The organism is Nitrosospira lacus (assembly GCF_000355765.4).
Classification (GTDB): domain Bacteria; phylum Pseudomonadota; class Gammaproteobacteria; order Burkholderiales; family Nitrosomonadaceae; genus Nitrosospira; species Nitrosospira lacus.
The window spans coordinates 1,681,907-1,708,686 of sequence record NZ_CP021106.3 but is presented as its reverse complement, the minus strand read 5'-3'; the positions used below and the strand labels follow the sequence as shown (position 1 = coordinate 1,708,686).

Sequence of the window (26,780 nt, the reverse complement as noted above, 5' to 3'; positions counted from 1 at the left end):
GGTACCTGACCGGGTCATATTTCACCCCTTTTCGGGCAATGGAATCACTATACCGGTCTTCAGCTTCGTCACGATCCGTTCCTGCCCGGTCACTTTTTCGCTTGGATTCAAATCCGGCAGGCTGCCAGCCGGACCTGGGCATTATGCTGCAAGCGGTCGTCAACCAGCGCGATGAACAGATCGTGTTGCGTCACCCCATCAATCGTGAGGCTCTCTTCTTCCTCCCCGCCGGCCATCTGCAAGACGGTAATACGGTAGACTGTTTCCCGATAGCGATAATTCACCGTGAACGTTTCCCAGTCCGCCGGCAAACAGGGTTTGAAATACAGCTTTCCCTCCTCCAGAGTCAGGCCCAGCAGTGTTTCCAGCATCAGCCGATACAACCAGCCTGCGGAACCGGTATACCATGACCATCCACCACGCCCGGTATGAGGAGATACGGCATAAACATCGGCCGACACAACATACGGTTCGGTTTTATAGATTGCCGTCGCTTCCGGCGTGCGCGCATGATTCACGGGATTAATCATTGCCAGCAATTCCCACGCGCGCTCATGATCACCTAATCCGGCAAATGCCATGGTTGCCCAGATGGCTGCATGCGTGTATTGGCCGCCGTTCTCGCGCACACCGGGGACATAGCCTTTTATATATCCCGGATTCAAGGTTGATTGATCAAACGGCGGGTCGAGAAGCTGAATCAGGCCGGCGTCCCGGCGGACAAGATGCCGGTCCACAGACGCCATTGCCTGACGCTGGCGCTCGCCCGCACCTGCTCCGGTCAATACCGACCAGCTCTGCGCAATCGAGTCTATCCGGCATTCAGGATTGCTGGATGAACCCAACGGAGAACCGTCATCGAAGAAAGCGCGCAGATACCATTCACCGTCCCACCCGTGCCGTTCGATATTCCTGCGCAGCAGGCTCGCTTCCTTCTTGCAGCGTGTAGCAAAAACCGGATCGCCCCGCCGCCGGGCCAGGCTGGAAAATTGCATGAGCACGTCATACAGAAAAAAAGCCAGCCAGACACTCTCGCCGCGCCCGTGGAACCCGACCAGATTCATACCGTCGTTCCAATCACCGCTACCCATCAGCGGAAGACCGTGCTCGCCGAATCGCAAGCCGTGCACGATTGCGCGCACACAATGTTCATACAGGTTCGCAACTTGTTCAGAACGAACCGGTAAATCATAGTATGACTCCTCATCGGCGCCAACCTGGCGGCCCTCCAGAAAGGGCATGGATTCGTCCAGCACATCGATATCGCCGGTAGCGGCAATATACCGGCATACCGCCAGGGGCAGCCAGAGATAATCATCCGAACAGCGGGTCCGAACGCCGCGGCCTCCCGGCGGATGCCACCAGTGCTGAACATCGCCTTCAATGAACTGACGGGACGATGAACGGAGCAAGTGCTCGCGTACAAGCGCGGGCTCGGCGTGAACCAGCGACATCACATCCTGCAATTGATCACGGAATCCGAAAGCCCCCCCGGATTGATAGTATCCGCTACGCCCCCATAAACGGCACGCAAGCACCTGATATACAAGCCACCCATTGATCATCACATTGACAGATGGATCAGGCGTTTCTACCTGTATAGTGCCCAGTGTCCGCCCCCAATACCGGTGTACGCTCCCCAGAACTTCACGTGCCACGGCCGCTCCACGAAAGCGCTGCGCGAGCTTGATGGCATCATCGGCATCAAGTCCGGCACCCAAGCAAAAGCTTATCTCCCGCGACTGGCCATCCAGCAGCTCGAATGGAATCTGGATGGCGCCACAGGGGTCAAGCGCCGCACCTACACGCCCGGAAAGCGCGTCCGCCGACATCATCGCCGCCGGATTTTTGAATCCCCCATTGCGGCCAATGAATTCGGTTCGATCGCCGGTCACACTGCGTACCGTCTCATCGGCATCAAAAAAAGCAACGCGCCCCGAGAACTCATTGCTATAGGGATTGCGCGCGAGAAAGACGCCGCTTCCGGCGTCGATTTCGGTAACGACATGCATCCTGCTTTTCTCCGGCAAATCACCCAATACCCATTCGACGCATCCGGTTGCCGAAAGCTTGCGCAACCTGCCGGACTCATTGCGAACTTTCAATACGGCAAATTTTACCGGGGCATCGAGCGCCACATAAACCCAGAGCTCGGAAGTAATACCGCGTTCAGTATGCTCGAAAACGCTGTAACCGAACCCATGGCGCGAAACATAGGGCGTCGCTCCACGCTTGGGTAATGGCGCCGGCGACCAGAAATAACCGCTTTCTTCATCGCGCAAGTAATAAACTTCTCCCCCGGCGTCACAAACCGGATCATTGCTCCATGGCGTCAAGCGGAACTCATGGGCGTTTTCGCCCCAGGTGTAGCCTTGGCCGCTCTCGGAGATGACGGTCCCGAATTGTGAATTTGCCAGAATATTTGACCAAGGCACAGGGGTCGTTTGATCCCGCCGGGTCGTGATAATGTATTCGCGCCCATCAGCAGTAAACCCTCCATACCCGTTGTCGAAGAGAAGCTGGCGGTGAGGAGGTGTAATGTTTTGCACCATATCCGGCTGGCGCTCCGGCTCCCACCTCGAATGCGGAGTTGGCAATTCCCCGGGGATCCGGCGCGCTATTTGATCCGGCAAATTACCTTTACTGTCGAGAATAATCACGCGTGCAACAGATTGCAGCAGGATACGATCCTCGGCGGCGATCTGCTCGGCGCGACGGATGAAAATACCCCCTGGTCGATCCAGCACATGAGCTTCGGCGCTGCCGGCAATCAATCCCATGATGTGATCGTGCAGAAGCTGCCGATAGCTCGAATGATCCTCGTTCCAGATTATCAAATCGACAGCGAGCCCTTTCAAGCGCCAGTAGGCATGCGCCTGCACCAACTGACGCACGAGATCGATGTTGGCGGCATCGCTGATCTGGAGCAGCACGATCGGCAGATCGCCCGAAATGGCATATCCCCATAACCCTGACTGGTTGCGCTGATTCTTGCTCAAAACAGCGCCGTCGGCGCGAAGATAAGCATTGGCATAAAGCACCGAACCTGCGAGGCGGCCAAATAATTGAGCATCGGTCTCGGTCGCGTTGAGCTGCCGTAATACAACCAGACTGTGGGTCCATGCAAGATCGAATACACGGTCCGACAAACGCGGATCCTGATACTTGTCCACCAGGTTCATGACGGCATGGCGCGAATCGCCTGCTCCGGTAACGATATCGATCGTCACGGATTCTCCCGGTTTCAGGCTTACGCGCCGCCGGATGGCCACGATCGGATCCAGCACCGAACCAACGCTTCCTGAAAGTGGCCCCGCTTTTGTCATCGCCTGTGGATGGGATACATTATTCCCGCGCCCGATGAATGCCATGCGGTCGGTCTCATAGGAAGTTGCCTCGCTGCCGATATCATGTACCATCATCAGATGAAACATCCAGGGTACCGGGTCGCTCTGTGAACGCGGCCGCCGGCTGCAGAGAATTGCATGCCGCTCGTGCAGGATTTCCGTCTGCACGAAGAGGTTGCCAAACGCGGGCGCTTGAGCGTCGGCTGCCGGTGTCGACAGCACCACTTCCGCGTAGGAAGTGACCTCAATGGTCCGGTGCGTCCAGGCGCGATTGGTGATGCGAACGCGGCGCAATTCGATGTCATCTTCCGGCGATACCGTAATCTCGGTGTGAGTATCGAAATCGAGGTCACGGCGGCGGAACTCGACCCGTCCTTCGGAAAAGAGAACGCTATAACGCTTGGCTTCTTTTGATGTGGGCTGGTGCGTATTTGACCAAAACTCCCCGCTCGCCATGTCGCGCAGGTAACAGAAGCTACCCCAGTTGTCACATGTGCTGTCTTCCCGCCAACGCGTGACCGCAAGATCCTTCCAGCGGCTGCTTCCACCGCCGCTGTTAGTGATCATGACATGATACCGGCCGTTCGACAGAAGCTGTACTTCGGGAATGGGGGTGTTGGCACTCGAAAGCATGCGCATCGGCATGTCCGGAAGCTCCTTGGCCACCCGAATGTCCGGGAGTTCGGCCGCGTGCGAGCGGAGCGCCGACGCCTTGGGAATCCTTTCCTGCAGCAGCAGCATCGTTGCCTGAAACGATGGCTCGGATTCGAATCGCCGTTGCATCGGTCGATCCAGCAATACATAGGCGAGGGAAAGCAGGCTCATGCCCTGGTGATGAGCCATGAATGATCGCACCACGGCACGTGTTTCACCATGCCGCAGCCGCGATGGCGTGTAATCGACCGCTTCATAAAAGCCGAATTTCCCGGCAAGGTCATCGGAAGCAAGCTGCTGAAGGTTACGGCAGGCGGCCTCCGGGGCGATCATCAGGGCCAGCATGGAAGCATAGGGTGCAATGACCAGATCTTCAGCCAGGCCGCGCTTGAGTCCCAGTCCAGGGACGCCGAAAGCACGATACTGGTAATTGAACTGAACGTCGACAGCATTGTAGCCCGATTCCGAGATGCCCCACGGCACCCCTCGCTCTTCACCATATGCAATTTGCCGGTCAACCGCAGCTTTGTAGGTTTGGTCGAGAAGCGTGTTGTCAAACGTCGGCATCACCAGTAACGGCATGAGATACTCAAACATCGAACCGCTCCAGGACAGCAAGGCCGACTCTCCTCCGGCGGTTGTAAGCATGCGACCCAGAGCAAACCAGCTTTCCTGAGGCAACTCCTCCTGCGCGATGGCGACAAAATTGCACAGCCTGGCCTCCGAGGCGAGCAGGTCGTAATAGCTTGCATCGAGCCGGCGTTCACCGGCATTGTATCCAATGGCAAGTTGCCGTTGCGCGTGGTTGAAGAGGAAACCATATTCCATTCGCGCCATTTCGCCCGCCAAAAGCACAAGGTGTTCGAGCGTATCCAGCCGCTGGCGCGCATGCTCATTTCCTTCCGCCGCAAGAAGTCTCAGTGAGGGAATTTCCGCCGTATGCTTCATTTCATGCCTGCCGGTCTTTGTAGCGGGCGCCATGAATTGCGATGAAAAGCTGGTAAATTCAGCAAGGATATCTTCACATTGCCTGTTCAGAATCTGCGCCCACTCATGAGCTTCGCCAAGGCTGATAGCGGGCTGTTCTTCGGCAATCTCGCCGATGATTGCCCTGGAGCATGCCGCCAGCTGGTCAAGCTCGACTCTTGCACTTGCGATCGTGAAAGGATGAGTCCCGGTTGCAGTCACAAGCGCCTGTTTGAATTGCGCCAGCGAGCTCGCGGGAGCGCCAGCAGTTTTCTCCAGAATCTGCAGCGTATCGTTCAGTCCCGGAAATATCTGTTTGCCAATGATGGGGCCATCCGCCGCTTCCAGTAATCCCGCGCGCAAGGTCAGCAGATGACCTGCGAGGTTACCGCTATCCACCGTGGAGATGTAGCGCGTCAATGGCGCCCGTGTTTCCGTGTCGTACCAGTTGTAAAAATGACCGGCGTGCCGTTCCAGCGCTTCCATCGACCGAAGCGTATTTGCCGTACGATCAATGAGCTGCCCTACTCCGATATAACCGAAGTCATGAGCGGCAATATTGGCTAATAGCGCGAGCCCCATGTTGGTCGGTGATGTGCGGTGCGCGATCGTCGCGACGGGGTGCTCCTGGAAATTATCCGGTGGAAGCCAATGATCCTTCGGGCCGACGAATGTCTCGAAGAAAAACCATGTCCGGCGTGCAACCTGGCGCAAAAAGTGGATTTGGCCGATGGTCAATTCCGTGCTTCGCGGGGGAAATGGCTGGCTTATCCACCAGGCAATGGCAGGAGAACCTGCCCATAGTAGTAATACCGGCAATGCAACAATCAACGCGACCGGTTCTGTCATCGCGATTCCAATCATCCCGGCGATGGCGGTTGCCGGGGCCACCCACATCGTCCGGAAGGACGCCCCGAGACCGGCGCGTGCCTTGTCAGCGACCTCCGGATCCGATTCGCGTTCGACATGACGGGAGGGATTCCATTCGAGAAGCCGGCGACGTGTGACCAACAGCCGTACATGGGTCCGTATAATCGCATCAAGGCTGAAATAGGCTTCATAGGGAAGGCAGACCAGTACAAACAATATTTGCCCGAAATGCCGCCCCGCCGCGCGTACAGTAGCAACCATATGCTGTCGCAACGGCATTTCGGAGGGCTTGTGCAGCAGATCTGAAATAACGGTTATCACCGCGGGAATGGCAAGCACGCCTATGACTGCCAATGTCCAGAACCATGCATCGGGAAGCGCCATCCATGCCAGCAGGAGAAGCAGCGTCAGGGCTGCCGGAACAAGGCTGCGCCGCAGGTTATCCAATAACTTCCACCGCGACAACGCCGATAGCGGATTGGGATGACGGTCCGCATCCATTCCGGGAACGTGCCACCATAGCCAGGTAGCGAGTTGCCAGTCCCCCCGGATCCATCGGTGGCGGCGGCTCACATCCGCGCTGTAGTGTGAAGGAAACCCTTCATACAACAGGGCATCACTCAATAAACCCGAGCGGGCATAACAACCCTCAAGAAGATCGTGGCTTAGAATTCGATTCTCTGGAAGACGGTTGCAAAGCGCTTGCTCGAACGCATCAATGTCATAAATGCCCTTGCCCACGAATGAGCCTTCATGGAATAAATCCTGGTAAACGTCGGAAACAATTCGCGTGTACGGATCGATGCCGGCTTCGCCACCGAAAAGCCATGCGTATCGCGACCGGTTTGTGCTCGACAGGCTCACCGCGACACGCGGTTGGAGAATTCCATAGCCCTCTGTCACCATCGCGCCGGTCCCATCCGCGCAGGTGGTGTCAAGACGCGCGCGATTCAGCGGATGAGCCATTGAGCCGACAAACTGATGAGCCGCTTCTCGTGGCAACTGGGTATCGGTGTCGAGCGTGATGACATATTTCACCGCGGACAGCTCGGCGGTATTGCCGACGATCAGGGAGAATGCGTCGCTTCCCGCGCCACGCAGGAGGGCATTCAAATCCGCAAGTTTTCCCCGTTTGCGCTCATGACCCATCCAGAGTCGTTCCAGCGGATTCCATCGGCGGGGCCGATGAAACAGGAAAAACGGACCATCCGTGCCTGCGGCAATCATGTCATCCTCGGCCGTACTGGCATACCTTTTATTAAGCTCCTCGATACCCGCGCGCGCGAGTTGCAGCAAGGATTCATCTTCGGGAAGCGTTTCCCGGTCCGCATCCTGGAAATCGGTCAATAAACCGAAAAAAAGATTGTCGTCCCGGTTGGCCAGGAATCTTACTTCAAGCGCCTCCACGAGTTCTGGAACGTCGGAGTTGCCCGTCAGCATCGTCGGAACGACCACCAGGGTACGAAATGCCGCCGGTATTTTTTCCGAAAAATCCATACGCGGCAGCGAATGGGGTGCCACCAGGAGTTGAGTCACCCAATTTACAATCGCTACAGCCAATTGGCTCATTGCAAATAGCGACAATATTCCTGCCGCCCCTAGCAGCCATTTGTCCGCACCGTCGGCATACGCCTCCAGCAAAAGAGCAGCAGTCAAGCCCGCCGTTATCAGGGCGATCGCCCCAACATAGAAGAAGAGCGGGTACCGGCTACCGGCACGCGAAAATTTTTCCGGAATTGACAAGCTTACATGCGCTGCTTGCTCCAGGTCAGGCAAGCCCTTGTCGACCAGGTAGAAGCCGACGTGCGCTCTCGCCGCACCGTCGTTCTTTGCCGCGCTGTCTCGTGCCAGCCGGAGCGCATGGCGCGCCACCTCCACTTCCGTCACGGAGCTCGCCCTGGCCAGGCGCTCCACGGCATGGCGATAATAATCGCGGGTGGCAAAGTCCATGCCACCATAGACACCATTCGGATCTTCTCGCAGTGTCTGCTCGACAACGCTGATGGTTTCGACGAAGTCCCGCCAATCGATAGCGCCCAGCATGCGCAAACTATTAATGCTGTTGGAAATGGAAACCTGGTCAGCCGCCTGTTGCTGATTCCCCATCTGCACCATTTGCTCGATCGTTTGATTCGATTCCGCAAGTCGCTGTTCTATCCAGTTCAGCGGGAGGGCCAGCGTAGGACCCTGTCCCTGCAAGCGCCGCGCCAGTTCCGAGATGAAAGGCGTGGTCATCGGCGGATCAGACCGCGCCATATCCGCGATGACCAGAACCAGACTCTTGGGATCTTTTTCAGCGATCTTGGTGATCTCGTCAGCCCAGGCGTCCGCCAGATTCCGGTCGATCCTGCCGGCCGCCACATGGATCCCGACGCGGCGCAGATTTTCTATCAGCGCCAGGCGCAGCATGATGGGTATCGCCCATAGTTCCCCCAATTGCAGGTTGGCGACAGCCTGGTACGCCGTGACAAAGCGCCTCAGGCTCTCCGTATCGACCCTGCCATCCCCATGCGAGATCGCCTGCAGAGCAATATCATACACACGCGGAAGATTGGCCGATGGCCCACGCGCGACAAGAGGCAATTCACGGCTGTAACTCTTGGGAAGATGACGCTGGGTGGTACGAATCTGCTCTTCTATCAAATAAAAATTGTCGAAGAGCCATTCGCCCGCCGGTGTAAGCGGCTTGTCCGCGGTTACCGCTTCGGTTAACACGCTACAAATATGGAACAGCGTATTTTTGTTCTCATCCAGTCGTGCGAGAAGCTGATCCGTACCACGCGCCGAGGATAATTCGTGAGAAGCTGCGAGAATTCCACCATACAACTCCATCTGATCGGCGCTAAAAAGCTCGGACCGCAGAGGCAGTTCCTCGCTGAGCGGAACATCTGGTTTTCCGATTTTGCGAAACCGTGCCGTAATGGGAAGTAGAAGCCTGGAGACGATCATGTCTCGTGCGACCGGGGATATTTCAGGAACGGCCGATGTGGATGGGGAGCAGCTTTAAAGACCAATAATGATGCCATTCGCCACGAAAGCGAGAGAACGGAGATCGGCCGGATGCTTTTGCAGCCAATTTCCTTTAAACCCGACAGGCTGCCATCTTTCAATTGAATTTCTCCATGTTGCCAGGATCAAGGAACCCCATACAAACCATCCGCCAAGACTATGGAAGTTACTTGTCCCGCCGTCTTGTTTTGATTCCGGGACCAGGTAAAACCCTCCCGGAGTATGTGGTGGTCCCAGTGGGTCGAAAAATGGATTTGCCCCATGCAGCGGTTGCATGGGGCTGCCAGGCATATTTCGCTTTTCTATCGATGACTACACAGTTGAACTTTGCACTGCAATGACGACGCGGGTCCCGATCCCCGCCGCCCGGCAATACGGAAATGATCATAGGGCTTAGCTCATCCATAGTATGTACGCTATCGCACAAAATGGATGCGCGATAGAAGATAGTATGCCGAGGAAGTGCTATCATGACTTGTATGGGAAGCAGTCCCGTGACAGAAATTAGAAGCCGGCATATGTGGAATCCCCTGATTCCATTTAACGTCGTTCCGGCCACGCTTAACTCTTTTACAGACCACTGTAAGCTAGCGAATGCCCAGTTCCCATCACCCTGAGCCCATCCAGAATCAGCTCCTCGCCGCGCTGAAAGCGACCCAGCTTGAACGTCTGGCACCCCATCTGGAGCTGATTCATATGCCGCTTGGGGATGTTCTATGTGAATCCGGCGGCCGTCTTCATTATGTGTATTTTCCGACTTCAGCTATCGTTTCCCTGCATTACATCCTGGAAAACGGCGCCTCTTCCGAAATCGCCGGTGTAGGCAACGAGGGCATGCTGGGTGTTTCGCTCTTCATGGGAGGTGAAACCACCCCAAGCTGGGCCACTGTGCAAACGGCCGGGTATGGCTATCGCGTTAAAGCCGGGTTCATGGTGCAGGAGTTCAATCAGGCGCTTCCTGTTCAGCGCTTGCTGCTGCGTTACACCCAGGCGCTGATGACGCAGATCTCCCAGACCGCGGTATGCAATCGCCATCATACGATCGAGCAACAGCTATGCCGGTGGCTGTTGTTAACGCTGGACCGGCTGGGGTGCCAGGATTTGACCATGACGCAGGAATTGATTGCCAGTATGCTCGGCGTGCGGCGCGAAGGGATTACCGAAGCCGCTGGCAAATTGCAAAACGCCGGAATGATTCGCTATCGTCGCGGCCATATCATGGTGCTCGACCGAGCTGGGCTGGAAGCACATGTTTGCGAATGCTACCATGTGGTAAAAAAAGAATTTGATCGTCTATTCTGGGATGTGCGGAAATTCTAGCCCGGAAATTGTTACCGGAGGACGGAATGAAGGCTCATTGCGAATAGATTGATGCGTCCCGCCGAGGCTCACCCGCAAACGCCGCCGGCATATTGCCTGTCCTGGCGCGCGGGAAAACACCCGGCAAGTCGCGCTCCCTCTTCCCCTCCTCCCCCAGCACCCACCATTACTGAATTGCTCCATCCGATCCCTGGTTTTACCCCGATGTTCACTCCGCCTTTAATGACGCTGCAATAATCCGGGATCGCAACCTCGAAGAAGAACGCAGGCGGCCTAAAATGCAGTCGCGGCATCCCCATGCTGCCCGATCCCGGTATGCGGGACCTCCCCCTTCAAGGGCGTTGCAACGCAGCCACGCATCCCATGGAAAAATGAAATGTGTGTGGTGACGTACCGACCACACATGCTGAAAAAACTAGAATTCGTTTAGGACATTCGCGAGGTACCGTTCCGTATTTATGTCAAACGACTCCCTCGGTACTCTTTTAATCACAAATCCCGCCGGCCATGAGCTCTCCTCGTTCCGGAAAAATATTGATTATCTTCGCCGCGATATTCATCATCGCTGCGGCGGCCATCTCCCTGTTCGACTGGAACATGCTGAAGCCATATGTCGAACGGCAAGTCGAGAAAAAAACCGGCCGTGTATTCATGATCCGGGGCAATCTCGATGTCAGCTTGTCATTCACCCCGAAGATCAGCATGGAGAGACTCTCGCTCGCCAACGCTGATTGGGGCACCAGACAGCCCATGCTTGCTATCGATAAGCTTTCATTTCGTATCAACCCATGGAAACTGCTCGGTGGAGAAATCGTCCTGCGAGAGATATCGATATCCCGGCCGGAAGTTCTCCTTGAAAAAAACCGTGATGGCAAGCGCAACTGGGATTTCAAAAAGGAGGAAAAGGAAACGGAACTCCCAAAAATGGGCAGGCTCATGATTGATCAGGGTAAGCTCATCTTTCGCGATCCAAAGACGGAGACTGACGTAACCGCAAGAATAGCGACGGATTCGGCATCGGCTGATGCGCGCGAAACACCCCTCAATATAGTGGCCGAGGGCAAGTTCACGAGCCTGGAATTTACCTCGCAGGTCCATGGAGGTGAAGTCATATCGCTCATGGATAAAAATCTCCCCTACCCTATCAGGGGAAATGCCAGAATCGGGACCACCCATGCTGCGTTTGACGGCACCATTACCGGGCTTCAGGCGTTGTCGGCAATGGATCTGAAACTGCAGTTGGACGGAAATGATTTATCGGCTCTTTATCCCATAACAGGAATTGTGGTTTTTCCCTCGCCTCCATATCGGATATCGGGGAGACTTCTGCATCGAAAAACCGAATGGTCACTGAAGGAATTTTCCGGGCAGGTCGGTAAAAGCGATCTGGGCGGCAGTATTCTTTTTGATACGGGAGGCGAGCGCCCCATGCTACGCGGAGATGTCATATCCAGAGTTCTTGATCTGGAAGATCTGAGGGGGTTTGTCGGCGCCAGAAAAGGGCCGCAACCACAAGACAGTCCGGCAGAAAAGCAGGAGAAAAAAGCCTCCATGGCGGCCCAGCGCGATCGTCTCCTGCCCGATCAGGAGTTCAGGGTGGATCGCCTGCGGGCGATGGATGCCGACATAAAATTTACCGGCGTATCAATTCTCAATAAAGATTTGCCGGTGGAGCATCTGGTAACGCACACCAGGATCGATAATGGTCTGATGGTGCTTGATGCTGACTTCACCGTAGCGGGAGGCAGCATCAATGCGGATGTCACGGTGAATGCCCGCAGCGATCCCCCAGCAGCGGAAGCCCAAGTCGATGTCAAAAGATTACAACTGCCGAAGCTTTTTCCCAAGATGGAACTCACGCACGAAAGCCTGGGCCTGATTGGCGGCCGGGCGCGCATAAAGAGCCGGGGGAAATCCGTGGGCACGCTTCTGGGGTCGGCAGACGGCCGCTTCGGATTGATAATGTCCGGGGGCTGGATCAGTAACATGATGCTGGAAATCGTGGGACTGGACGGGGCTGAGATTCTTAAATTCCTCGTGATCGGTGATAAAAATGTGAAGGTACGCTGCGCCGTAGCCGACTTCGACATAAAGAAGGGTCTGATGAAGAGCGAGGCTTTCGTCATTGACACAACGGATACCAATATTCTGGGGGATGGTCACATAAACCTTGCCGAGGAAACCATAAAAATGAAATTGTCTCCCGAGCCGAAAGACTTCAGTATTGTGAGTCTCCGTACGCCAGTCCATCTCTCCGGCACCTTCAAGGAGCCCAAAATTTATCCAGACAAAATGCTGGCTATCCGCGTCGGTGCGGCAGTGCTGCTGGGAGTTTTCGCGACGCCCCTCGCTTCGCTGATTCCATTGATCGAAACAGGCCCCGGTGAGGATCACAATTGCAGGGCACTGATTGCCGCGGTGAAGAAGCCGCTTCCCCCTCAGAAAAAAGATGCTCAGAACGCGAGATGATGGCGAGACAAGTTGCGAGATAGTTTTGCCGGTAGGGAGAAGTCCCTGGCCTGGTCCAGCGGCGAAAATGACCGCAAACTTACCAGCCTAGCGCAAGCGGCAGAGCCTGCCTGATGGATTATTAAGGTCAAATAATGATCGCTGGTTGGCCGATATGTGGGCCAGCGCACGGAATAATAACGGCAATTGATGGAGATTAATCGCGGGCGGCTTTGCCACCACCCATGGAAAGTGGGCGCATAGCATTCGAGCGTGACTTTATCGAAAATTTTATATTATGTACAGGAGGCCCATCATGCCGAGAGGCGACAAGTCATCCTACACGGATAAACAGAAACGACAGGCAGAGCATATTGAAGAAGGGTATGAGAAACGCGGCGTTCCCAAAGAAGAAGCGGAGCGGCGTGCCTGGGCAACGGAAAACAAGATATCCGGTGGCGGAAAGAAATCCGGCTCAGGTAGAGACTCGAAAAAATCATCTTGAATCGACGGCTGGAAGGAGCAGCGTATGTAAAATTCGGGTGCATAGCGGGGTACCATGATGCGGAGGAGCGCAACCGCATACGGCAGTCTTCGGTCGGAAGTGCAACTCCAAAGCGAATAAGGCGTGGGGGCAAACGCGGTTGTTATATTTCTTCGCGGTGCCCGTTTCCCCGCTTCACGACAAAGCAGTCGCCAGAATATCTATTGATAAGGTAAATTACCCTAGAAGGAAATGTAAAGAAAAGGAAATTCCCAAGTAGCACCAAGCCAGGCAAGCGGGGGGAAATCCTCCTCCATACACGATACGGGCTGGCTCCCTCATCACCCTCGTGCAGGCCATGTTTCCTGAATATTGCGGTATGTCTCCATAAGTAGCAAAGCTCTGCGGTCTGAGGTAAGCTATGTTTATCAAGGCGCAAGAAATATTTGATGACTCGCTGTTGTTTCGTTCGCAGCCATAAATCAGCCGTCACCGGCAACACTATATTTTACCCAATTGAAGTCCAACCCGTAGCCCTCAGGCTAAAGCGCAGGAGCATGAAGCATGTTCAATTTAGGTTCCAGGGAACCTGTGATAGCGAAGGCGAGGATTTTAATCGAACGTCCTCCAGCCGAGATATTCAGGTATTTGGGCGACGGATTCTTTGAAAATTATCCGAAATGGTCCCCCGAGGTCATTGAACTTGAACGCATCACCGATGGAGCTTTGAAATTGGGAACGATAGCAAGGCAGGTACGCATTGACCAGGGACGCCGTACGGAAACAAGATTTACCATTAATGTTTATGAGCGTGATAAACGCCTGGGCTTTGCCGGCGTTTCAGACCCTTTTCGTTGCACCTATGAGTTGCGGGAGATTAATTCCGGCAAATCGGCTGAGTTGATCTTTACTTTTGAATTGAGTGAAATCCAGATTTTTATGCGCCCTTTCGAGAAACTGATCCGCGTGGTGGTTCAGGAAGGTGCCGAACGTACGGTTAGAAATCTGAAACAATTAACGGAAGCTGGCAAACAGGCCGCGGCTTCATCGAACGCTTCATCCCACTAAACTGTCCAGGAGAAAAAAATGGCCTTTGTGGTTGAAAAAGACCCCGGATTGATCCCGCAAATTCTGTCGCAAATTCTGGACAGCTCCATTAACGGCATCACGCTGGTGGATCCCGATCAGGAAGATAGTCCGCTCATCTATGCCAACAGGCAATTCGAGGCGATGACAGGATACTCCCAGGAGGAGATTCTCGGACGCAACTGCCGTTTTCTCCAAGGAAAAGACCGGGAACAGGAAGCGCGTTTCATAATGAGGCAGGCGATCGAAAATCGCCAACCCGTCGAAGTCACCATTCGTAACTATCGAAAGAATGGGGAGCTTTTTTTTAACCACCTGGCGCTCACTCCCCTTTTTGATGGCGAAGGGAGGCTTATTTATTATCTTGGCATCCAGTACGACGTGAACCGGAACAGGGACATGATTTCGAAGTTCAAGCTGCAGCAGGAAGCCGATACCCGGCGATTCTTGTCTTCGTTACTGCCAAGGCCCTGATTCCATTTGTGAGCGGGAAACCGGCGGTATCACGCGCATCCATGCAACCATTTGCCAGTCAAGTTAATCAACCACGGTAAAAGAGGAACCCTATGACCCCACAATCGCCTGTAAGCTTTGAAGCACCCCGATCAGACGATCGGGCCTTATGGGACGTCGCGTTCGCGGTTTACGGGTATCCGGCACTATTGATAGCCCACCGTTTGAAAGTCTTTTCGTTGCTGGGGGAAGGTGCGCGTACGCTGGCCGCCATCTGTGAAGCCCTCAACATTCAGCGACGCCCGGCCGAGGCTATCCTGACAGCGGCCACAGCGCTGGGTTTTCTTTCGCTGCAGGATGGCCGTTATTCTCTTACCGCACGCTCGGAAGACTACCTCCTCGAAAAAAGTCCCAATTATTTTGGCTTCTTCTGGGACATGATGATCGATAATTCCCAGGTTTTCTCTTATGCGAGCCTGGAAGAAGCTGTACTGACGAATTCCCCCCAAGCCTACGGGGGCGGCGACATTTACAAATCTCATGAAGAGCAGGCCGAGCTCGCGCGGAGATTCACCCGTGGAATGCACAGCATCAGCCTGACATTGGCCACTGCGTGGCCGGGTACCCTGAATCTCGGCAGTCATCGCATGATGCTCGACATCGGCGGGGGGTCAGGCGCTCACTCGATCGGAGCGGTATTGAAGCTGCCAGATCTACGCGCGCTGGTTCTGGACCTGGAGCCGATATGCGAGGTGGCTCAAGAATTCATTGTCCGGCATGACTTGGAGAGCCGCATAAGAACCCATGTTGCGGACATGTGGAACGATCCGTTTCCCGAAGCCGATCTCCATTTTTATTCCAATATCTACCATGATTGGCCTGCGGAGCGAGGCCAGTTTCTTACCGAGAAAAGCTTCAAGAGTCTGCAGCCCGGCGGACGTATCATCATCCATGATGTGCTTTACAACGATGAAAAAACCGGCCCTTTCGCTCCCGCAGCATATAGCATGCTCATGATGGGATGGACGGAGGGGGAATCCTACTCGGGTACCGAATTATCGAAGATGTTGCAGGATGCAGGATTTGATGTCATACAGGCCTATCCCGCTTTCGGGCATTACTCCATCGTTACCGGTGTCAAGCCCTAGCAGCCTGCCGGACTTGAAGAATTGAAGCGAAAGAGGCGACTTTAAGTCCGGAGAGTTAATGCGTGATCCGGATATTCTTCTCCGTATACTTGGACGGTATTCATTTCATGAAATTGAAACAGTCCGGGGAATCAAAGGTCTAAAATTTATTATTCTAACCGTCTCATCATGACTATTTCAGGAAAAATATTGACTTATGGCATAGCAATGGGCCTTGCCACAAGTATTCCCCTGCTTCATGCGGAAGAGAACCATGGCAAGAACGCCAGTGAGCATCTGCAGGAGGCGATTAAAAGTGGAAAGGAAGGCAGCGCAAAAGGTGTGCTCAGGCATACCGAAGAAGCCAGAAAGGAGTTGATCGAACAGAATAAGGATCACCCTTATACCCATCTTCAGAAGCCCATATACGGTGAGCACCAGAAGGCGGAACACGATAAGGAAGTCTTCGAAGAAATCGAAGAAGCCATCGAGGAAGCCAAGGAAGGGCATACACAGGAAGCTGTTGAAGCGGTGGAGAGAGCTTCCGTTCATTTGCGTGAGAAAGATCAATCCAAATAAGCCTGCTGGGCACGCGGTTTACCGCGTGCCCAGCAGGCTCACAGCGAAGGATGATCTCTATTCCGGGTCACTTGACTTGACGGGATGTCTCTTTGCCGGGTTTGAATCCAAATATTTTCATCGCCGGCAGTATCGACTGCTTTGTAGCGCCATAATCTGCCCAAGGCTCATTGCCTTTGTCCAGGCGCTCATGAATATTCGAGGCCGACCAGTGGCTGGCGCTCGCAAGCGACTCCAGTTCTTCCCACGCGAGGGGCACGGAGACGCCCAAACCCTGACGGGCGCGAACTGACCAGGCGCACACGGTGGTTGCGCCAAAGCCGTTGCGCAAATAATCAATGAAGACCTTTCCCACACGATTCTGCGCTCCGCTTTTTGACACGAAACGCTGCGGAATGGTCCTGGCAAGATGCTGAACAATCGCTTGAGAAAAATCTTTCACCGTGTCCCAGTCGAGTAACCTTTTGATTGGAACAGCAACATGCAAACCCTTTCCGCCGCTGGTTTTAAGAAAAGACCTCAATCCCAATTCGTCAAGAAATACACGCACAAGCTGTGCTGATTCCTGGACAAGCTTCCACGTCACTCCTTCGCCGGGATCGAGATCGAACGTCATTCGATCAGGTTTGTCGATAGCATTCTTTGTGGCATTCCAGGTGTGAAATTCGATCACGTTCATTTGAGCGGCGGACAGCAGACCTTCAGCCGTCGATATTTCAAGCAATGGCTCATGCCCGGGATCGAGTGCCGGATCGAGCTGATTCACCCCCTGCATTTTCTCTTTTTCCCAATGCTTCTGGAAAAATAACTGGCCTGTAATGCCATCCGGCGCGCGCACCAATGATACCGGCCTTCCTTTAAGATGCTCCAGCATCAAGGGAGCAATCAATGAATAGTAGCGTATGAGTTCCATCTTGGTGAAGCCGCTGGAAGGATCGATTATGCGTTCGGGATGGGTGACTCGCAGCGAGGCAGGAATTGAGGTCATTATCGTGGGTTTTTCCGTCATTGGATGCATGGGTTTCTCCCGCGTGACAGCCTCCGCTTTCTTATCGGTGCGCAAACCATGAAAAACCGAGTGACGTATCCGGCCGTCCCGAGTCCATTCGCCGAAGGAAATTTCCGCAACCAGTAGCGGCAGCACCCAATGGGCTTTCCCATCGATGCCGGACGCTTCATGGAAAGGACTCCGTGACGCCACGATTTTTTTCAACCTCGCTTCAAGATCGTGAAGAGTCTTATCGCTAAAGCCCGTACCCACATTGCCGGCGTACCGGAGCTTTTTGTCTTCATCGTAAACGCCGAGCAAAAGCGAACCCAAGCCTATGCGGGAGCCTTGTGGATCCGTGTAGCCGCCGATCACGAATTCCTGGCGCCGGCCGCACTTGAGCTTTACCCAATCAGAGGAGCGGCGTGAGACATACGTCGAGGTCTTGCGTTTACCGATGACGCCTTCCAGTCCCATGCGGCAAGCCGACGCAACGATATCCCGGGCGGGGGCATCAAATGTCTCGCTGAAGCGCACCGGGTCCGGGGGCGATTTCTCAAAGAATGTTTTCAGAAACGCACGCCGTTCGATGAGGGGAACGTCCCTCAAATCGTATCCGTCATAAAACGGGATATCGAACAGATAGTATAGGATACCCTGCGTCCGGGAACTATCGAAGGCATTCTGCAAGGCCTGAAAGTCTGGAATGCCCTTCTCGCCGGGCACCACAATTTCACCATCCAGCCACCCCGGTTTAAGGTCCATTTTGCCTAATGCCTTCACCAGGTCAGGCAGCTTGTGAGACCAATCGTTACCGTTACGCGTGAATAGCTGAATCTTCCCGTCCCCGACCCTGCAAAGGATTCGATAACCATCAAACTTGATTTCGTATAACCAGTCGGCTGGATGAGCGGGCAGTTCATCTACAAGGATTGCAAGCTCGGGTTGCAGGGTTGAAGGAAGATCAGCTTCAACCGCTTTCTCGGGCAACCCGACGGCACGGTTGTGTTTTTCTCTTGCGCTGGCCGATGACCTGGCTGTTTTGTTTAAATGGCGGGATTCGAGTCCGGCAACGCTATCGGGCAGTTCATCCACAACGCTGTACTCGCTTGATGAACGAACATACTCATCCTTCTCCTTGATAAGCAGCCACGGCTCCTGCTTGTTCTCCTCCCGGTTTTTCATGCGAACCAGCGTCCAGTGGCCCTTGAGTTTGTACCCGCGCAGTTCAAATTTCAACTTGCCATCGCGATAGCCGTTGCGGGGATCCTGCAGAGGAACCCACGTTCCCTTGTCCCAGATGATAACCTTGCCCGCCCCATACTGTCCGGCTGGAATCCGGCCTTCGAAACGATTGTAGGAAATGGGATGATCCTCGACATGAATTGCCATGCGCTTGTCGTGGGGATCAAAGCTGGGGCCCTTGGGAATGGCCCAGCTTTTCATTGTTCCATCAAGCTCCAGCCTGAAGTCGTAATGCAGCCGGGTCGCCCAGTGTTTCTGCACCACAAACGACAACGCCGCGTCGTTTGCCTCAGCATCCTTGCCCATTTCATCCGGCTCGGGTGTTATCGAGAAATTACGTTTTTCCCGGTAGGCTTTGAGTGAATTCCGCAGCGCCATATCCGGTTCACTCATATTGCGCGGCGCCTGGGTGGCCTGCCGGTTGGAGTTGATGCGTTATGCATATCTGCCTTCGCGGGTTTTCCGGCTGGCGCCGCGTCGTGGTTACTGTCCTTCCTGCCTCCACCTTTTTTCAGGCTTCGCTGGAGCAACTCGGTAAGATCGAGAATTTGCGCCCCGCCAGCGGATGTTTCCGCCAGCTCAGGCTGGACCACGGACTGGATGTCGCCGGTTTCCGCTTTGTGACGTACGAGCTTCATGATCTCGTCCTTGAAGGAATCCCGGTATTCTTCAGGATTCCATGTGGAACTCATATCATTTATCAGCTGCTCGGCCATTCTCAATTCTTTCTCGGTAATCGCTTCCGCCTTCATGCCCTGCGCGGGAAGATTCAAATTTTCCCAACCACGAATTTCATTGCCCCAACGCAGCAGGTCCAGAACCAGCGCGGGCCCCGATGGTATGAGTGCTGCCAGATGCTGTTTAGTCTGAATGACTACCCGCGCAATACCAATCCTCTGAGTCTTGTGAAGAGCTTCGCGCAACAGGGCGTAGACCTTGGCACCCTTATTGATCGGCACCACAAAATAAGGTCGTTCCAGGTACAGAAACGGGATATCGGTACTGGAGACAAATGTTTCGATCTCGATGGTTTGCGTAGCCTTGGGATAAGCCGCCGATATTTCCTCCTGGCTCAGAATGACATATTGGCCATCTTCATATTCAATTCCCTTGACGATATTTTCCTTGTCGACCTCCTTACCGGTTTTTTTGTTAATGCGCTTATAACCCACCGGATCCATGCTGCGTTTGTCCAACCAATCAAAATCCAGCCCTTCCTCCGACGTCGCGGAATGAAGCGCGACGGGGATATGCACCAGTCCGAAGCTGATAGCGCCTTTCCATAGGGCCCGATTACTTGAGACAGCCATGATTTATACCAAAAAAACCTGGAGTTATGTCTTCTGCATCCTGGAAACAGCCTGGGGAACGAGTTTGTACAAAATCCGCAAAGCGCGTGGCTGCGCCTACCGCCAATAGCGGAACCATTCCCGTGCTGCTCACTCATCTATTTCAAGCACGAGTTGCCATTCTGTCCGGCATTCGATTTATTGTATGTGCGATTGCACACGGATGGGCCTGCCGTGGATCTCTATCATCCAACTAAAAATACTTCAACTGGACCGCCTGGGTACGCGATTTCGCATTCCACGGCATCAAGACAGGTCAAACGGTTGAACGGGCAGGAGTAAGCGTCATTCTTGATCAAACAAATTTCCGTGAGGAAGGTAAAACTGATATGGATTATTTTTCCCTCTTACAATGGCCTGCCATGGTCGTTAACATACTGGCTGTCTGGCTCCTGACATCTCAAACCAAGGGTAAGCGCCACGCTGGATTTCTGTTTTCCATCCTGAGCAATGTCTTATGGGTTATCTGGGGATGGCACGCACAAGCCTTCGCCGTTCTTGGTCTCCAGGTTGCTCTGGCCACGCTTAATATCCAGGGGGTGCGTAAAACCGAAAGCAATGCGCAAGCGCGTTGAATAGTCCTTCATGCAGCGCGTTACGGCCGGATTTGCGAGATGCAAAGGTTTGGCCTTCTCCAAGGCGGGATTGCTAGGCTCTTTCGAATATAAAGCAGGTTTCACCCCAATTCCGGGTGGTTTTGAATTTCACTTTAAAGCCTGCTTGCTCCAGCAATCTTACCGCCTCTTCCTGCTCTTCACTGGTCCCCAGTTCAACGATAACCGACCTGACATCCGGCTTTCTGAGAGTATTCTCCGCACCTTTAATAATGGGAATCTCAATGCCATCGACATCTATCTTGATATAGTTGGGACAGGGTAGCCCCCACTTGTCGCATAAATCATCCAGCGTTACCCCGAACATGCCCTGGATATGGCTGGCCGGGCGTTTCATGGTCTTCAGGTCTTCTTTCCCGAACTGCGAACGGTTCCCGCCCGCAATGAATTTCGGAATATACAGCTTGGAGAATCCGCTGACCCCCGATATGGCGACGCCATAAGCGGTAATATTCTTCTCAAGTTTGTTCAGATATACGTTCTTGTTGAGCAGATAATAATTGATGCATTGAGGCTCAAAGGCATATACTTGGATTGCGTCGCCAAACTTCTTGGCGGGATATAAAGAGTACTGCCCGATATTCGCGCCCAAATCAAAGAAAACCGAATTGGGTTCAAAGCTGTCAAGCCAATCCAGCGTATCCGGCTCCTTGATGGAATATGTTTTTGCTCGTTGAAGCGTCCGCACATTATCCACCGCGATGCGTATGAATTGACCCTTGACGTTTACGTTCGCATAACCGCCTTTCATACCGTAAAGTGCCGCGAGGAATCCTGACAAAATATTCATGAAAAATGAGCTCATGTTGGCTACCGTAGATTCGCGAATGAAAGGTGGATTAATGCCGGGAAATGGCTGGACGAAAGGGAGTGTACGGATTTTCCGGCGCAAGGCAAGGCGCAGCGCAGGGGAATGATCATTCCACTCCAGGGAATTGGAACACAGTCATTTGACGTGAAATCCCTGGAATCCGCCCCGTAGCAAACTCATTCTGAAAGTGAAAAATAAAGTGGCACACAAAACCTTGTTGATCATAACACCAAATTGAAAAATGAGGTCAATTGCCGGATTCAGACTAATCGGAGCATCTTCTGGCTGAGCAGTTAAAGCGGTACGCTCCCGCTTGTGCACGTGACTTATCCGGCGGAACGCCATCCCCGAAGATCCGGATATCGCTGCCTGCTAACGCGATACAGGCGATACAATCCCGTCAGCCAAAATATCGGCATTGCAGATAGAGTCGCTCTCGGCGAGCGCTGCTAAAATTTCTTCAATAGGTACGCCCCTCCTTGTCAAGATACTTTTTTTGAGAAACGGGAATTTAAACTCGGTAATGAGCGGCCTCCATAAATGAAAAGTTGTATCTATCCAGTTCTTCGGCCTTTCAGGGCTCGGGGTCCGATTTAGAATACTTTCCAGGCTATAAAGTGCCGAAAGGTTAAATCGTTGACCGAGCAATCGAGAAAAGCCAACCTCATATTTTCTGACTATCGCGGCCTTGAATCCCAAAACCTCAACCCGATCAAAAAAATCGATGAACTCATCAGAGGTAATCACAGATTTTTTACAGTAAAGAAAATACGATTGCAGATGCGGGTAGAAATGCAGACAATCTGTCATACCAACGATATCGGCATCATCATTTTCCAATCTCGCGATTATATTCCCAATACTGAAAAGTGGCCCCAGAACACTGTCGTTGGCTAGCAGAAGTGCGCTGTGCGCTTGATATTGAGCATATTCCTGCAGTCCTACTTTCCATCCATAAAAATCGTGGCCTCTATTCTCCCGGATTATTATTCTTACGCAGCATTCCGACAGTTTATGGAGATCCGCATCCGAAATAGTGTCGCTTGAGCTGATGAATACGATATTGAATCCCGCCTGCACAAGCTCGTTCAAGTAATGAAGCACGTTTTTCCGGACCACGCTTTCTTCATCGTAACTGCAAAAGAAGCATACAGGCCTATCATAATCTGGCGCCGCACTTCCTCCTCCAGAATATTTAATGCGGGGCCGCCCACACGTTTCATTTTTGGTGAAAAAATGAAACATTAAAGCGCATAAGTACTTTAAGTCCCCGACTCCTTCTCTAAAACGCCAATACATGGATATTCCCACAAATTTTGGCAAGACAAGCCCGAACAGGCCCCCTCACTTCAGGAGGGGAAGTATACTTACAACTGTGTGATCAATTTGTGATGATGGCAAGCAGTGGGAATACAACCCCCAGGAGACCCGGGCTCATAAACTGATTAGTCACGCCGGGCAAGAATTCCATGGCAATAACAGAAACGTCCATCTGATAAAGCATGCCGGAAATATCGCTGCCTCGCATACCATGCCGGGTTACCCGCTGCTGTATAAGCCTCCTCATGCCTTATCCAATCAATGGATTGTTAACGATATCCGGCGTGCCAGCTTGGCGGACTTGAAGAATCGAAGCGAAAATGCGAGCGATTGAGAGCAGATTTTGGCGATTCTGAAGACCGATAGTTGTGCTTGGTCGAGAAATCAGTGGAATATGAACTGCCTGATGCTTTTACCCCGGCTTCCGCAGCCGCTTCCTTTAAGGAAGACAGGTACCCCTGAACAAGTTCCACGCCGGTACAAGGAGCCTTTACGGAATACGGCGTACGAAAAGCCAAAATGCGAATGCTGCTACCAGGCACGGCGGACGTCAGGTTTCCCGGGCTATCGGAATAAATCGCGCCAGAAACTTCTGAATCCTCTGGCATAGCGATGATAATGCAGTGCGGCAAGCACATTCAGCGCACCGGGCAGCCGCCGCCAGCGCGCATCAGGCAGCGCGGCGACCATACGCAAAAAATTGAGCGTTCCTTCAAGACGTCGAATATTATGTCCGCTGTCGGGAAAGCGATCGCCAAATTCCTGCAAGCGCTTCAGCGCTTTCTCATAACGGAGAGCCTGCAGGCCGTGAACCGTGGCACAGGTCTTGCCCCGATTCTTGCCCGGGCGCGGTATGCCAATCTGATTTGCGCTATGTTGACGATAGGCGATCAACGGCGTTGGCAGCGCTACCAGATGCGACGTGGCACCCATCAGCATTGCGATCCAGGCGTCATGCACCCATATATTAGGTATGGGCAACAGGAGATCCCGGTAACGGGAGCAAAAAGCCATCGTCGCACCGGTCACCGCGTAACGTTGGAGCAGTACGGAGAACGCATCGCCAGCCTCGACCTGCATCTGTTCTCGCCGGCGGAATCGCACTGCTTCCCATAGACGCAATCCCAATGGATGCAAGTTCTGGTCGACTACATCCGCATCCGTAAATACCACGCCTGCCGACGGGTCATCCATGAAACATTTTTCCATGAGCGCAATCTTGCCGGGATACCAGACGTCGTCCTGGTCACATAGAAAAATGATGTCGCCATCACAGGCACGTATGGCAACTTCGAAATTACGCGTCGAGCCAAGGCGCTCACTATTTGTCAGCAACCGCACGGGAAAGGGAGCATGCCGGGCAAAATCCATCACGATAGCCCGTGTCGCATCAACCGAGGCATCATCGGATACCACCAGCTCGTCCGGCGGATGGGTCTGTCCGGCGATACTGTCGAGCTGCTCCGCGATGTAGCGCTCACCGTTGTAGGTAGCTAAAGCAATAGACAGCGATAACCGGGGATTCATCTCATTGGCAAACTTTAACAGCCTTTCGAAAGACCTTGCCTGCGAGGCCCTGAGCTCCCATCCATATGGGCGTCATCCACAGGCGAGGTTCACGGCGCGTTCCTCCGGACAAGACTGATCCCGGCTGGCCCGTGGCCGCACTTGCCCTTCCAGTAGCGCCACGTAGCGGGATAGTACATCCGGGTCCCCCACCTCGATCATTTCCTTCACAAAGCGCTGATGATGCGCTTCAATGTAAAAATTGTCGCAGCCGTGGCTAAGAAATCCTTCGATCTGCCGATATACGTCATCCCGGCAGCGCAGTTCCGTCTCCGGCAGGTATTCCGCCAGGGCGGAGCGGCCCGCATGCAGGTAGTCCCCTGCCAGGACCGGCTTCTTTGCCTTGACCGCTTCAAATACCACCGAGGTGGCCAGGTCAATGATGACGTCCGCCCAGTTCATGAGGTGGATGGAGTGGATGTTGCCCGCCACGCTCACGTTCGCCAGGCGCCGCACAGAGGGGTCCCGGGTCAGGGATTGCTGCCAGCCCCCGCGCGTGTGCGGCTTGATGATCAGTTCCACTCCGGGAAAGCCGGCAACGATGCGCACTACTTCGCCCACTTCTTCCCAGAAGGTGGAGAAGTTGCTCTTCCTCAGAAAAATGACGACTTTGAGCCGGCTCGCCGAACGCGTCAGCGGCGAGGGCGGCATCAGGGTGGCCAGTTTGGCCAGCCATTCGTCGCAGTAGCGCGGCGAGCCCAGGACGGCCAGCTTCCGGTTGTCCATGAAGGGCCGAAATCGCACCGAGCACAGTTCGTTGGGCACTACTACTTTGTCGAATATGCCCGCATTGGCAAATGTGGTGTCGGGCTCCAGGCGCAGTTCCCGCCGCCGGATCAGCTGGCTCGCGTGCGGGCTGTCTCCATGCGGCAGCGATACGGTGCCAAGTCCCATGGCGCGCGCCGTCGAGAGGACTATCTCGACCCATTCCACGCATATGGAGGAGTTCCTTTCTATCCAGTCAAATACCACCACGCCTTCACCGGTCCCTTCATGGGGACTGCCGAAGCTGCGCTCGAGCAGCCGCTGCGCGGTGCTGTGCCACACCGGTGCCCGCCGTCGGGCATCATAGGTCTTGGCCAGGGCCGCCATGACCGGGCCGATGAAGGGGCGCCGCAAGCTGCGGATCAGTATCAGCGTTTGCACAAACCAGCGGGCAAATTCGACCGGCGGCAACAGGTCGCCAATATAGGCCATGCGCACTCCATCGAGCTTGCGCAGAAATTCAATGCGGTAGTCGTTGCGAAAGCGCGAGTTGCCTATCAGGACGATATCGCATGTGTGCCCCGAACCCATCCACTTGTGGATCACCGGGGTTATATGATCAATGTCGTTATAATGACGAAGAAAAAAAAGGGCTTTCATGTTCCATTATTTCAGAAAAAGGATTCTCTTCCGGGAGAGACGCATCCGTTCCCGTTTACAGCGCCTGCGGTATACAATGAAATTTGATATCGGTTACTTCAACTGCTCGAAGAGCAAGTTCAGTATCCGCCCCGCGGTGGCGGATTTCTCCGGCTCGCCATCCTTGTTAAGCACCTTGACCTCGCTGCCTGCATCTGCCTCGCTAAGCTGGATGCGGTATTGATCAGGCTTGTCGGCCGCATCGTCGCGCCAGAATAGCAGTTTCGAAAGCATACTACTGCCAGCGGTACGATTATCCACATCGGGGTTGATATAGCGCACGAAATAAATACCCTGGGAACGATCACGGTCCTCTACAGTAAAGCCGATACGGTCCAGCGCCAATCCGACGCGGCGCCACGAACGGTCGAATGGCTCGTTCAAGGTAAGTATCCCGCCCTTTTCACGGTCGATACGCGCACGCTCCTGGACCGTGCCGGAATTGGCCAATACCGTTCTGGCACGCTCTTCCTCAACGCCAAAGCGCATCATCAAACGGGCAAGCATCTCGGCTTCCAGCTCTGGATCAGGGGGACGGGGCTGCCATACCGTCCGTACATTACCCTCCATCACTTCATCCATGCCACGATGACTGATGTAAATTTCGGTAGTGCCCCCTTCCCCTCGTTCCAGACGGGTACGAAACTTGTCACGCTCGGCGGTCGAATATAATGTATCCAGGATTTTGGAAAGCGCGTTGCGGATAAGATCATCCGGAATCTTGGCGCGATTCTCCGCCCAGTCGGTTTCCATCACGCCTGCTTGCGGCATTTCTATCTTGATGATAAAACCCAGTTCGTGCCAAAACTCCTTTACAACCGGCCATATTGCTTCCGGCTCCCCCTTTACCACCAGCCAGCGCTGAGTCCCGGAACGTTCCATGCGCACAACCGCTTCATCCGGAGCGGCGGGTAAAACAGAAGTGCCACCGCCACCCCCTCCAGGATGCTTGTTGCGCTCTTTGTTGTAAGCGGAAAAAGTCGCGCTTCCCGACGGATTGATATCGGGCACAACATAACGTTCATCCGTACCGGGGGCGGTTAAATCAGGCGGCACTTCCAGCGGTGGAAGCTTCCCCGCCGATTTGTAATTGATTTTTTTTGCCTCCGGCAGCATATGACAGCCTGCCATCATTGCCGC

At 54.0% G+C, this 26,780-nt stretch carries 18 protein-coding genes; 8 read left to right on the top strand and 10 right to left on the bottom strand.

Translation table 11 applies throughout. The features are described from left to right. Positions 1-107: 107 nt before the first annotated feature. Positions 108-8,786, bottom strand: coding sequence for a glycoside hydrolase family 94 protein (locus EBAPG3_RS07570; protein ID WP_004176777.1), 8,679 nt, complete (start codon positions 8,784-8,786; stop codon positions 108-110). A 54-nt stretch (positions 8,787-8,840) separates the two neighbouring features. After that, positions 8,841-9,122 (bottom strand): hypothetical protein, encoded by a 282-nt coding sequence (locus EBAPG3_RS15160; protein WP_040851944.1) that lies wholly within the window; start codon positions 9,120-9,122, stop codon positions 8,841-8,843. A 318-nt stretch (positions 9,123-9,440) separates the two neighbouring features. Between EBAPG3_RS15160 and EBAPG3_RS07560 the strand changes: the two genes are divergently transcribed. The 7 genes from EBAPG3_RS07560 to smbP all read left to right on the top strand — a co-directional run bounded on the left by EBAPG3_RS07560 (position 9,441) and on the right by smbP (position 16,343). Then, on the top strand, positions 9,441-10,166 hold the full coding sequence (locus EBAPG3_RS07560) for a Crp/Fnr family transcriptional regulator (protein ID WP_004176770.1): 726 nt from the start codon (positions 9,441-9,443) through the stop codon (positions 10,164-10,166). 507 nt (positions 10,167-10,673) lie between these two features. Further along, positions 10,674-12,635, top strand: coding sequence for an AsmA family protein (locus EBAPG3_RS07550; protein ID WP_151898880.1), 1,962 nt, complete (start codon positions 10,674-10,676; stop codon positions 12,633-12,635). A 295-nt stretch (positions 12,636-12,930) separates the two neighbouring features. Then, positions 12,931-13,119, top strand: a complete 189-nt coding sequence (locus EBAPG3_RS07545) for a hypothetical protein (protein ID WP_004176766.1) — start codon at positions 12,931-12,933, stop codon at positions 13,117-13,119. A 543-nt stretch (positions 13,120-13,662) separates the two neighbouring features. Further along, positions 13,663-14,166 (top strand): SRPBCC family protein, encoded by a 504-nt coding sequence (locus EBAPG3_RS07540; RefSeq protein WP_004176764.1) that lies wholly within the window; start codon positions 13,663-13,665, stop codon positions 14,164-14,166. 18 nt (positions 14,167-14,184) lie between these two features. Beyond that, entirely contained in the window at positions 14,185-14,658 is a 474-nt protein-coding gene (locus EBAPG3_RS07535) for a PAS domain-containing protein (protein WP_004176761.1), read from the top strand. Between the two features lie 92 nt (positions 14,659-14,750). Continuing rightward, positions 14,751-15,785 (top strand): methyltransferase, encoded by a 1,035-nt coding sequence (locus EBAPG3_RS07530; RefSeq protein WP_040851939.1) that lies wholly within the window; start codon positions 14,751-14,753, stop codon positions 15,783-15,785. A gap of 189 nt (positions 15,786-15,974) precedes the next feature. Further along, positions 15,975-16,343, top strand: coding sequence for a small metal-binding protein SmbP (smbP, locus tag EBAPG3_RS07525; RefSeq protein ID WP_161493778.1), 369 nt, complete (start codon positions 15,975-15,977; stop codon positions 16,341-16,343). Between the two features lie 67 nt (positions 16,344-16,410). Here the strand turns inward: smbP and ligD are convergent, their stop codons facing one another. Both ligD and ku read right to left on the bottom strand, forming a co-directional pair. Then, positions 16,411-18,969 carry a DNA ligase D gene (gene ligD / locus EBAPG3_RS07520; protein ID WP_004176752.1) on the bottom strand — a complete coding sequence of 853 codons (2,559 nt, stop codon included), beginning with the start codon at positions 18,967-18,969 and terminating at the stop codon, positions 16,411-16,413. Then, complete coding sequence (gene ku / locus EBAPG3_RS07515) at positions 18,966-19,886, bottom strand: non-homologous end joining protein Ku (protein ID WP_004176749.1); 921 nt, start codon at positions 19,884-19,886, stop codon at positions 18,966-18,968. The genes ligD and ku overlap by 4 nt, the downstream gene beginning before the upstream one ends. Positions 19,887-20,287: 401 nt before the next feature. Here ku and EBAPG3_RS07510 point away from each other — a divergent pair, with 401 nt between their 5' ends. Beyond that, entirely contained in the window at positions 20,288-20,500 is a 213-nt protein-coding gene (locus tag EBAPG3_RS07510; RefSeq protein ID WP_227869171.1) for a hypothetical protein, read from the top strand. Between the two features lie 73 nt (positions 20,501-20,573). On the opposite strand, the gene EBAPG3_RS07505 is transcribed toward EBAPG3_RS07510, so the two are convergent. From EBAPG3_RS07505 to bamC, 6 genes are all read right to left on the bottom strand, one after another. Beyond that, positions 20,574-21,329 carry an FkbM family methyltransferase gene (locus EBAPG3_RS07505; RefSeq protein ID WP_227869170.1) on the bottom strand — a complete coding sequence of 252 codons (756 nt, stop codon included), beginning with the start codon at positions 21,327-21,329 and terminating at the stop codon, positions 20,574-20,576. Between the two features lie 393 nt (positions 21,330-21,722). Continuing rightward, positions 21,723-22,649 carry a rhamnan synthesis F family protein gene (locus tag EBAPG3_RS07495; RefSeq protein WP_151898879.1) on the bottom strand — a complete coding sequence of 309 codons (927 nt, stop codon included), beginning with the start codon at positions 22,647-22,649 and terminating at the stop codon, positions 21,723-21,725. An 82-nt stretch (positions 22,650-22,731) separates the two neighbouring features. Next, on the bottom strand, positions 22,732-22,917 hold the full coding sequence (locus EBAPG3_RS14970; RefSeq protein ID WP_151898878.1) for a hypothetical protein: 186 nt from the start codon (positions 22,915-22,917) through the stop codon (positions 22,732-22,734). Between the two features lie 317 nt (positions 22,918-23,234). After that, a complete protein-coding gene (locus EBAPG3_RS07490; protein WP_004176732.1) occupies positions 23,235-24,197 on the bottom strand; it encodes a glycosyltransferase family 2 protein in 963 nt (320 codons plus the stop codon). A gap of 72 nt (positions 24,198-24,269) precedes the next feature. Next, complete coding sequence (locus EBAPG3_RS07485; protein WP_085921958.1) at positions 24,270-25,601, bottom strand: hypothetical protein; 1,332 nt, start codon at positions 25,599-25,601, stop codon at positions 24,270-24,272. 93 nt (positions 25,602-25,694) lie between these two features. Further along, positions 25,695-26,756 carry an outer membrane protein assembly factor BamC gene (bamC, locus tag EBAPG3_RS07480; protein WP_004179841.1) on the bottom strand — a complete coding sequence of 354 codons (1,062 nt, stop codon included), beginning with the start codon at positions 26,754-26,756 and terminating at the stop codon, positions 25,695-25,697. Positions 26,757-26,780 lie beyond the last annotated feature (24 nt).

What these genes read in the sequence shown, in the direction of transcription:
- ligD (WP_004176752.1), bottom strand. Translation starts at nt 18,969, where the DNA reads ATGAGTGAACCGGATATGGCGCTGCGGAATTCACTCAAAGCCTACCGG.
- EBAPG3_RS07570 (WP_004176777.1), bottom strand. Translation starts at nt 8,786, where the DNA reads ATGATCGTCTCCAGGCTTCTACTTCCCATTACGGCACGGTTTCGCAAA.
- EBAPG3_RS07530 (WP_040851939.1), top strand. Translation starts at nt 14,751, where the DNA reads ATGACCCCACAATCGCCTGTAAGCTTTGAAGCACCCCGATCAGACGAT.
- EBAPG3_RS07560 (WP_004176770.1), top strand. Translation starts at nt 9,441, where the DNA reads ATGCCCAGTTCCCATCACCCTGAGCCCATCCAGAATCAGCTCCTCGCC.
- EBAPG3_RS07545 (WP_004176766.1), top strand. Translation starts at nt 12,931, where the DNA reads ATGCCGAGAGGCGACAAGTCATCCTACACGGATAAACAGAAACGACAG.
- EBAPG3_RS07495 (WP_151898879.1), bottom strand. Translation starts at nt 22,649, where the DNA reads ATGTATTGGCGTTTTAGAGAAGGAGTCGGGGACTTAAAGTACTTATGC.
- bamC (WP_004179841.1), bottom strand. Translation starts at nt 26,756, where the DNA reads ATGCTGCCGGAGGCAAAAAAAATCAATTACAAATCGGCGGGGAAGCTT.
- EBAPG3_RS07485 (WP_085921958.1), bottom strand. Translation starts at nt 25,601, where the DNA reads ATGAAAGCCCTTTTTTTTCTTCGTCATTATAACGACATTGATCATATA.
- EBAPG3_RS07535 (WP_004176761.1), top strand. Translation starts at nt 14,185, where the DNA reads ATGGCCTTTGTGGTTGAAAAAGACCCCGGATTGATCCCGCAAATTCTG.
- EBAPG3_RS07510 (WP_227869171.1), top strand. Translation starts at nt 20,288, where the DNA reads ATGGTCGTTAACATACTGGCTGTCTGGCTCCTGACATCTCAAACCAAG.
- EBAPG3_RS15160 (WP_040851944.1), bottom strand. Translation starts at nt 9,122, where the DNA reads ATGCAACCGCTGCATGGGGCAAATCCATTTTTCGACCCACTGGGACCA.
- EBAPG3_RS14970 (WP_151898878.1), bottom strand. Translation starts at nt 22,917, where the DNA reads ATGAGGAGGCTTATACAGCAGCGGGTAACCCGGCATGGTATGCGAGGC.
- EBAPG3_RS07505 (WP_227869170.1), bottom strand. Translation starts at nt 21,329, where the DNA reads ATGAATATTTTGTCAGGATTCCTCGCGGCACTTTACGGTATGAAAGGC.
- ku (WP_004176749.1), bottom strand. Translation starts at nt 19,886, where the DNA reads ATGGCTGTCTCAAGTAATCGGGCCCTATGGAAAGGCGCTATCAGCTTC.
- EBAPG3_RS07550 (WP_151898880.1), top strand. Translation starts at nt 10,674, where the DNA reads ATGAGCTCTCCTCGTTCCGGAAAAATATTGATTATCTTCGCCGCGATA.
- EBAPG3_RS07490 (WP_004176732.1), bottom strand. Translation starts at nt 24,197, where the DNA reads ATGAATCCCCGGTTATCGCTGTCTATTGCTTTAGCTACCTACAACGGT.
- EBAPG3_RS07540 (WP_004176764.1), top strand. Translation starts at nt 13,663, where the DNA reads ATGTTCAATTTAGGTTCCAGGGAACCTGTGATAGCGAAGGCGAGGATT.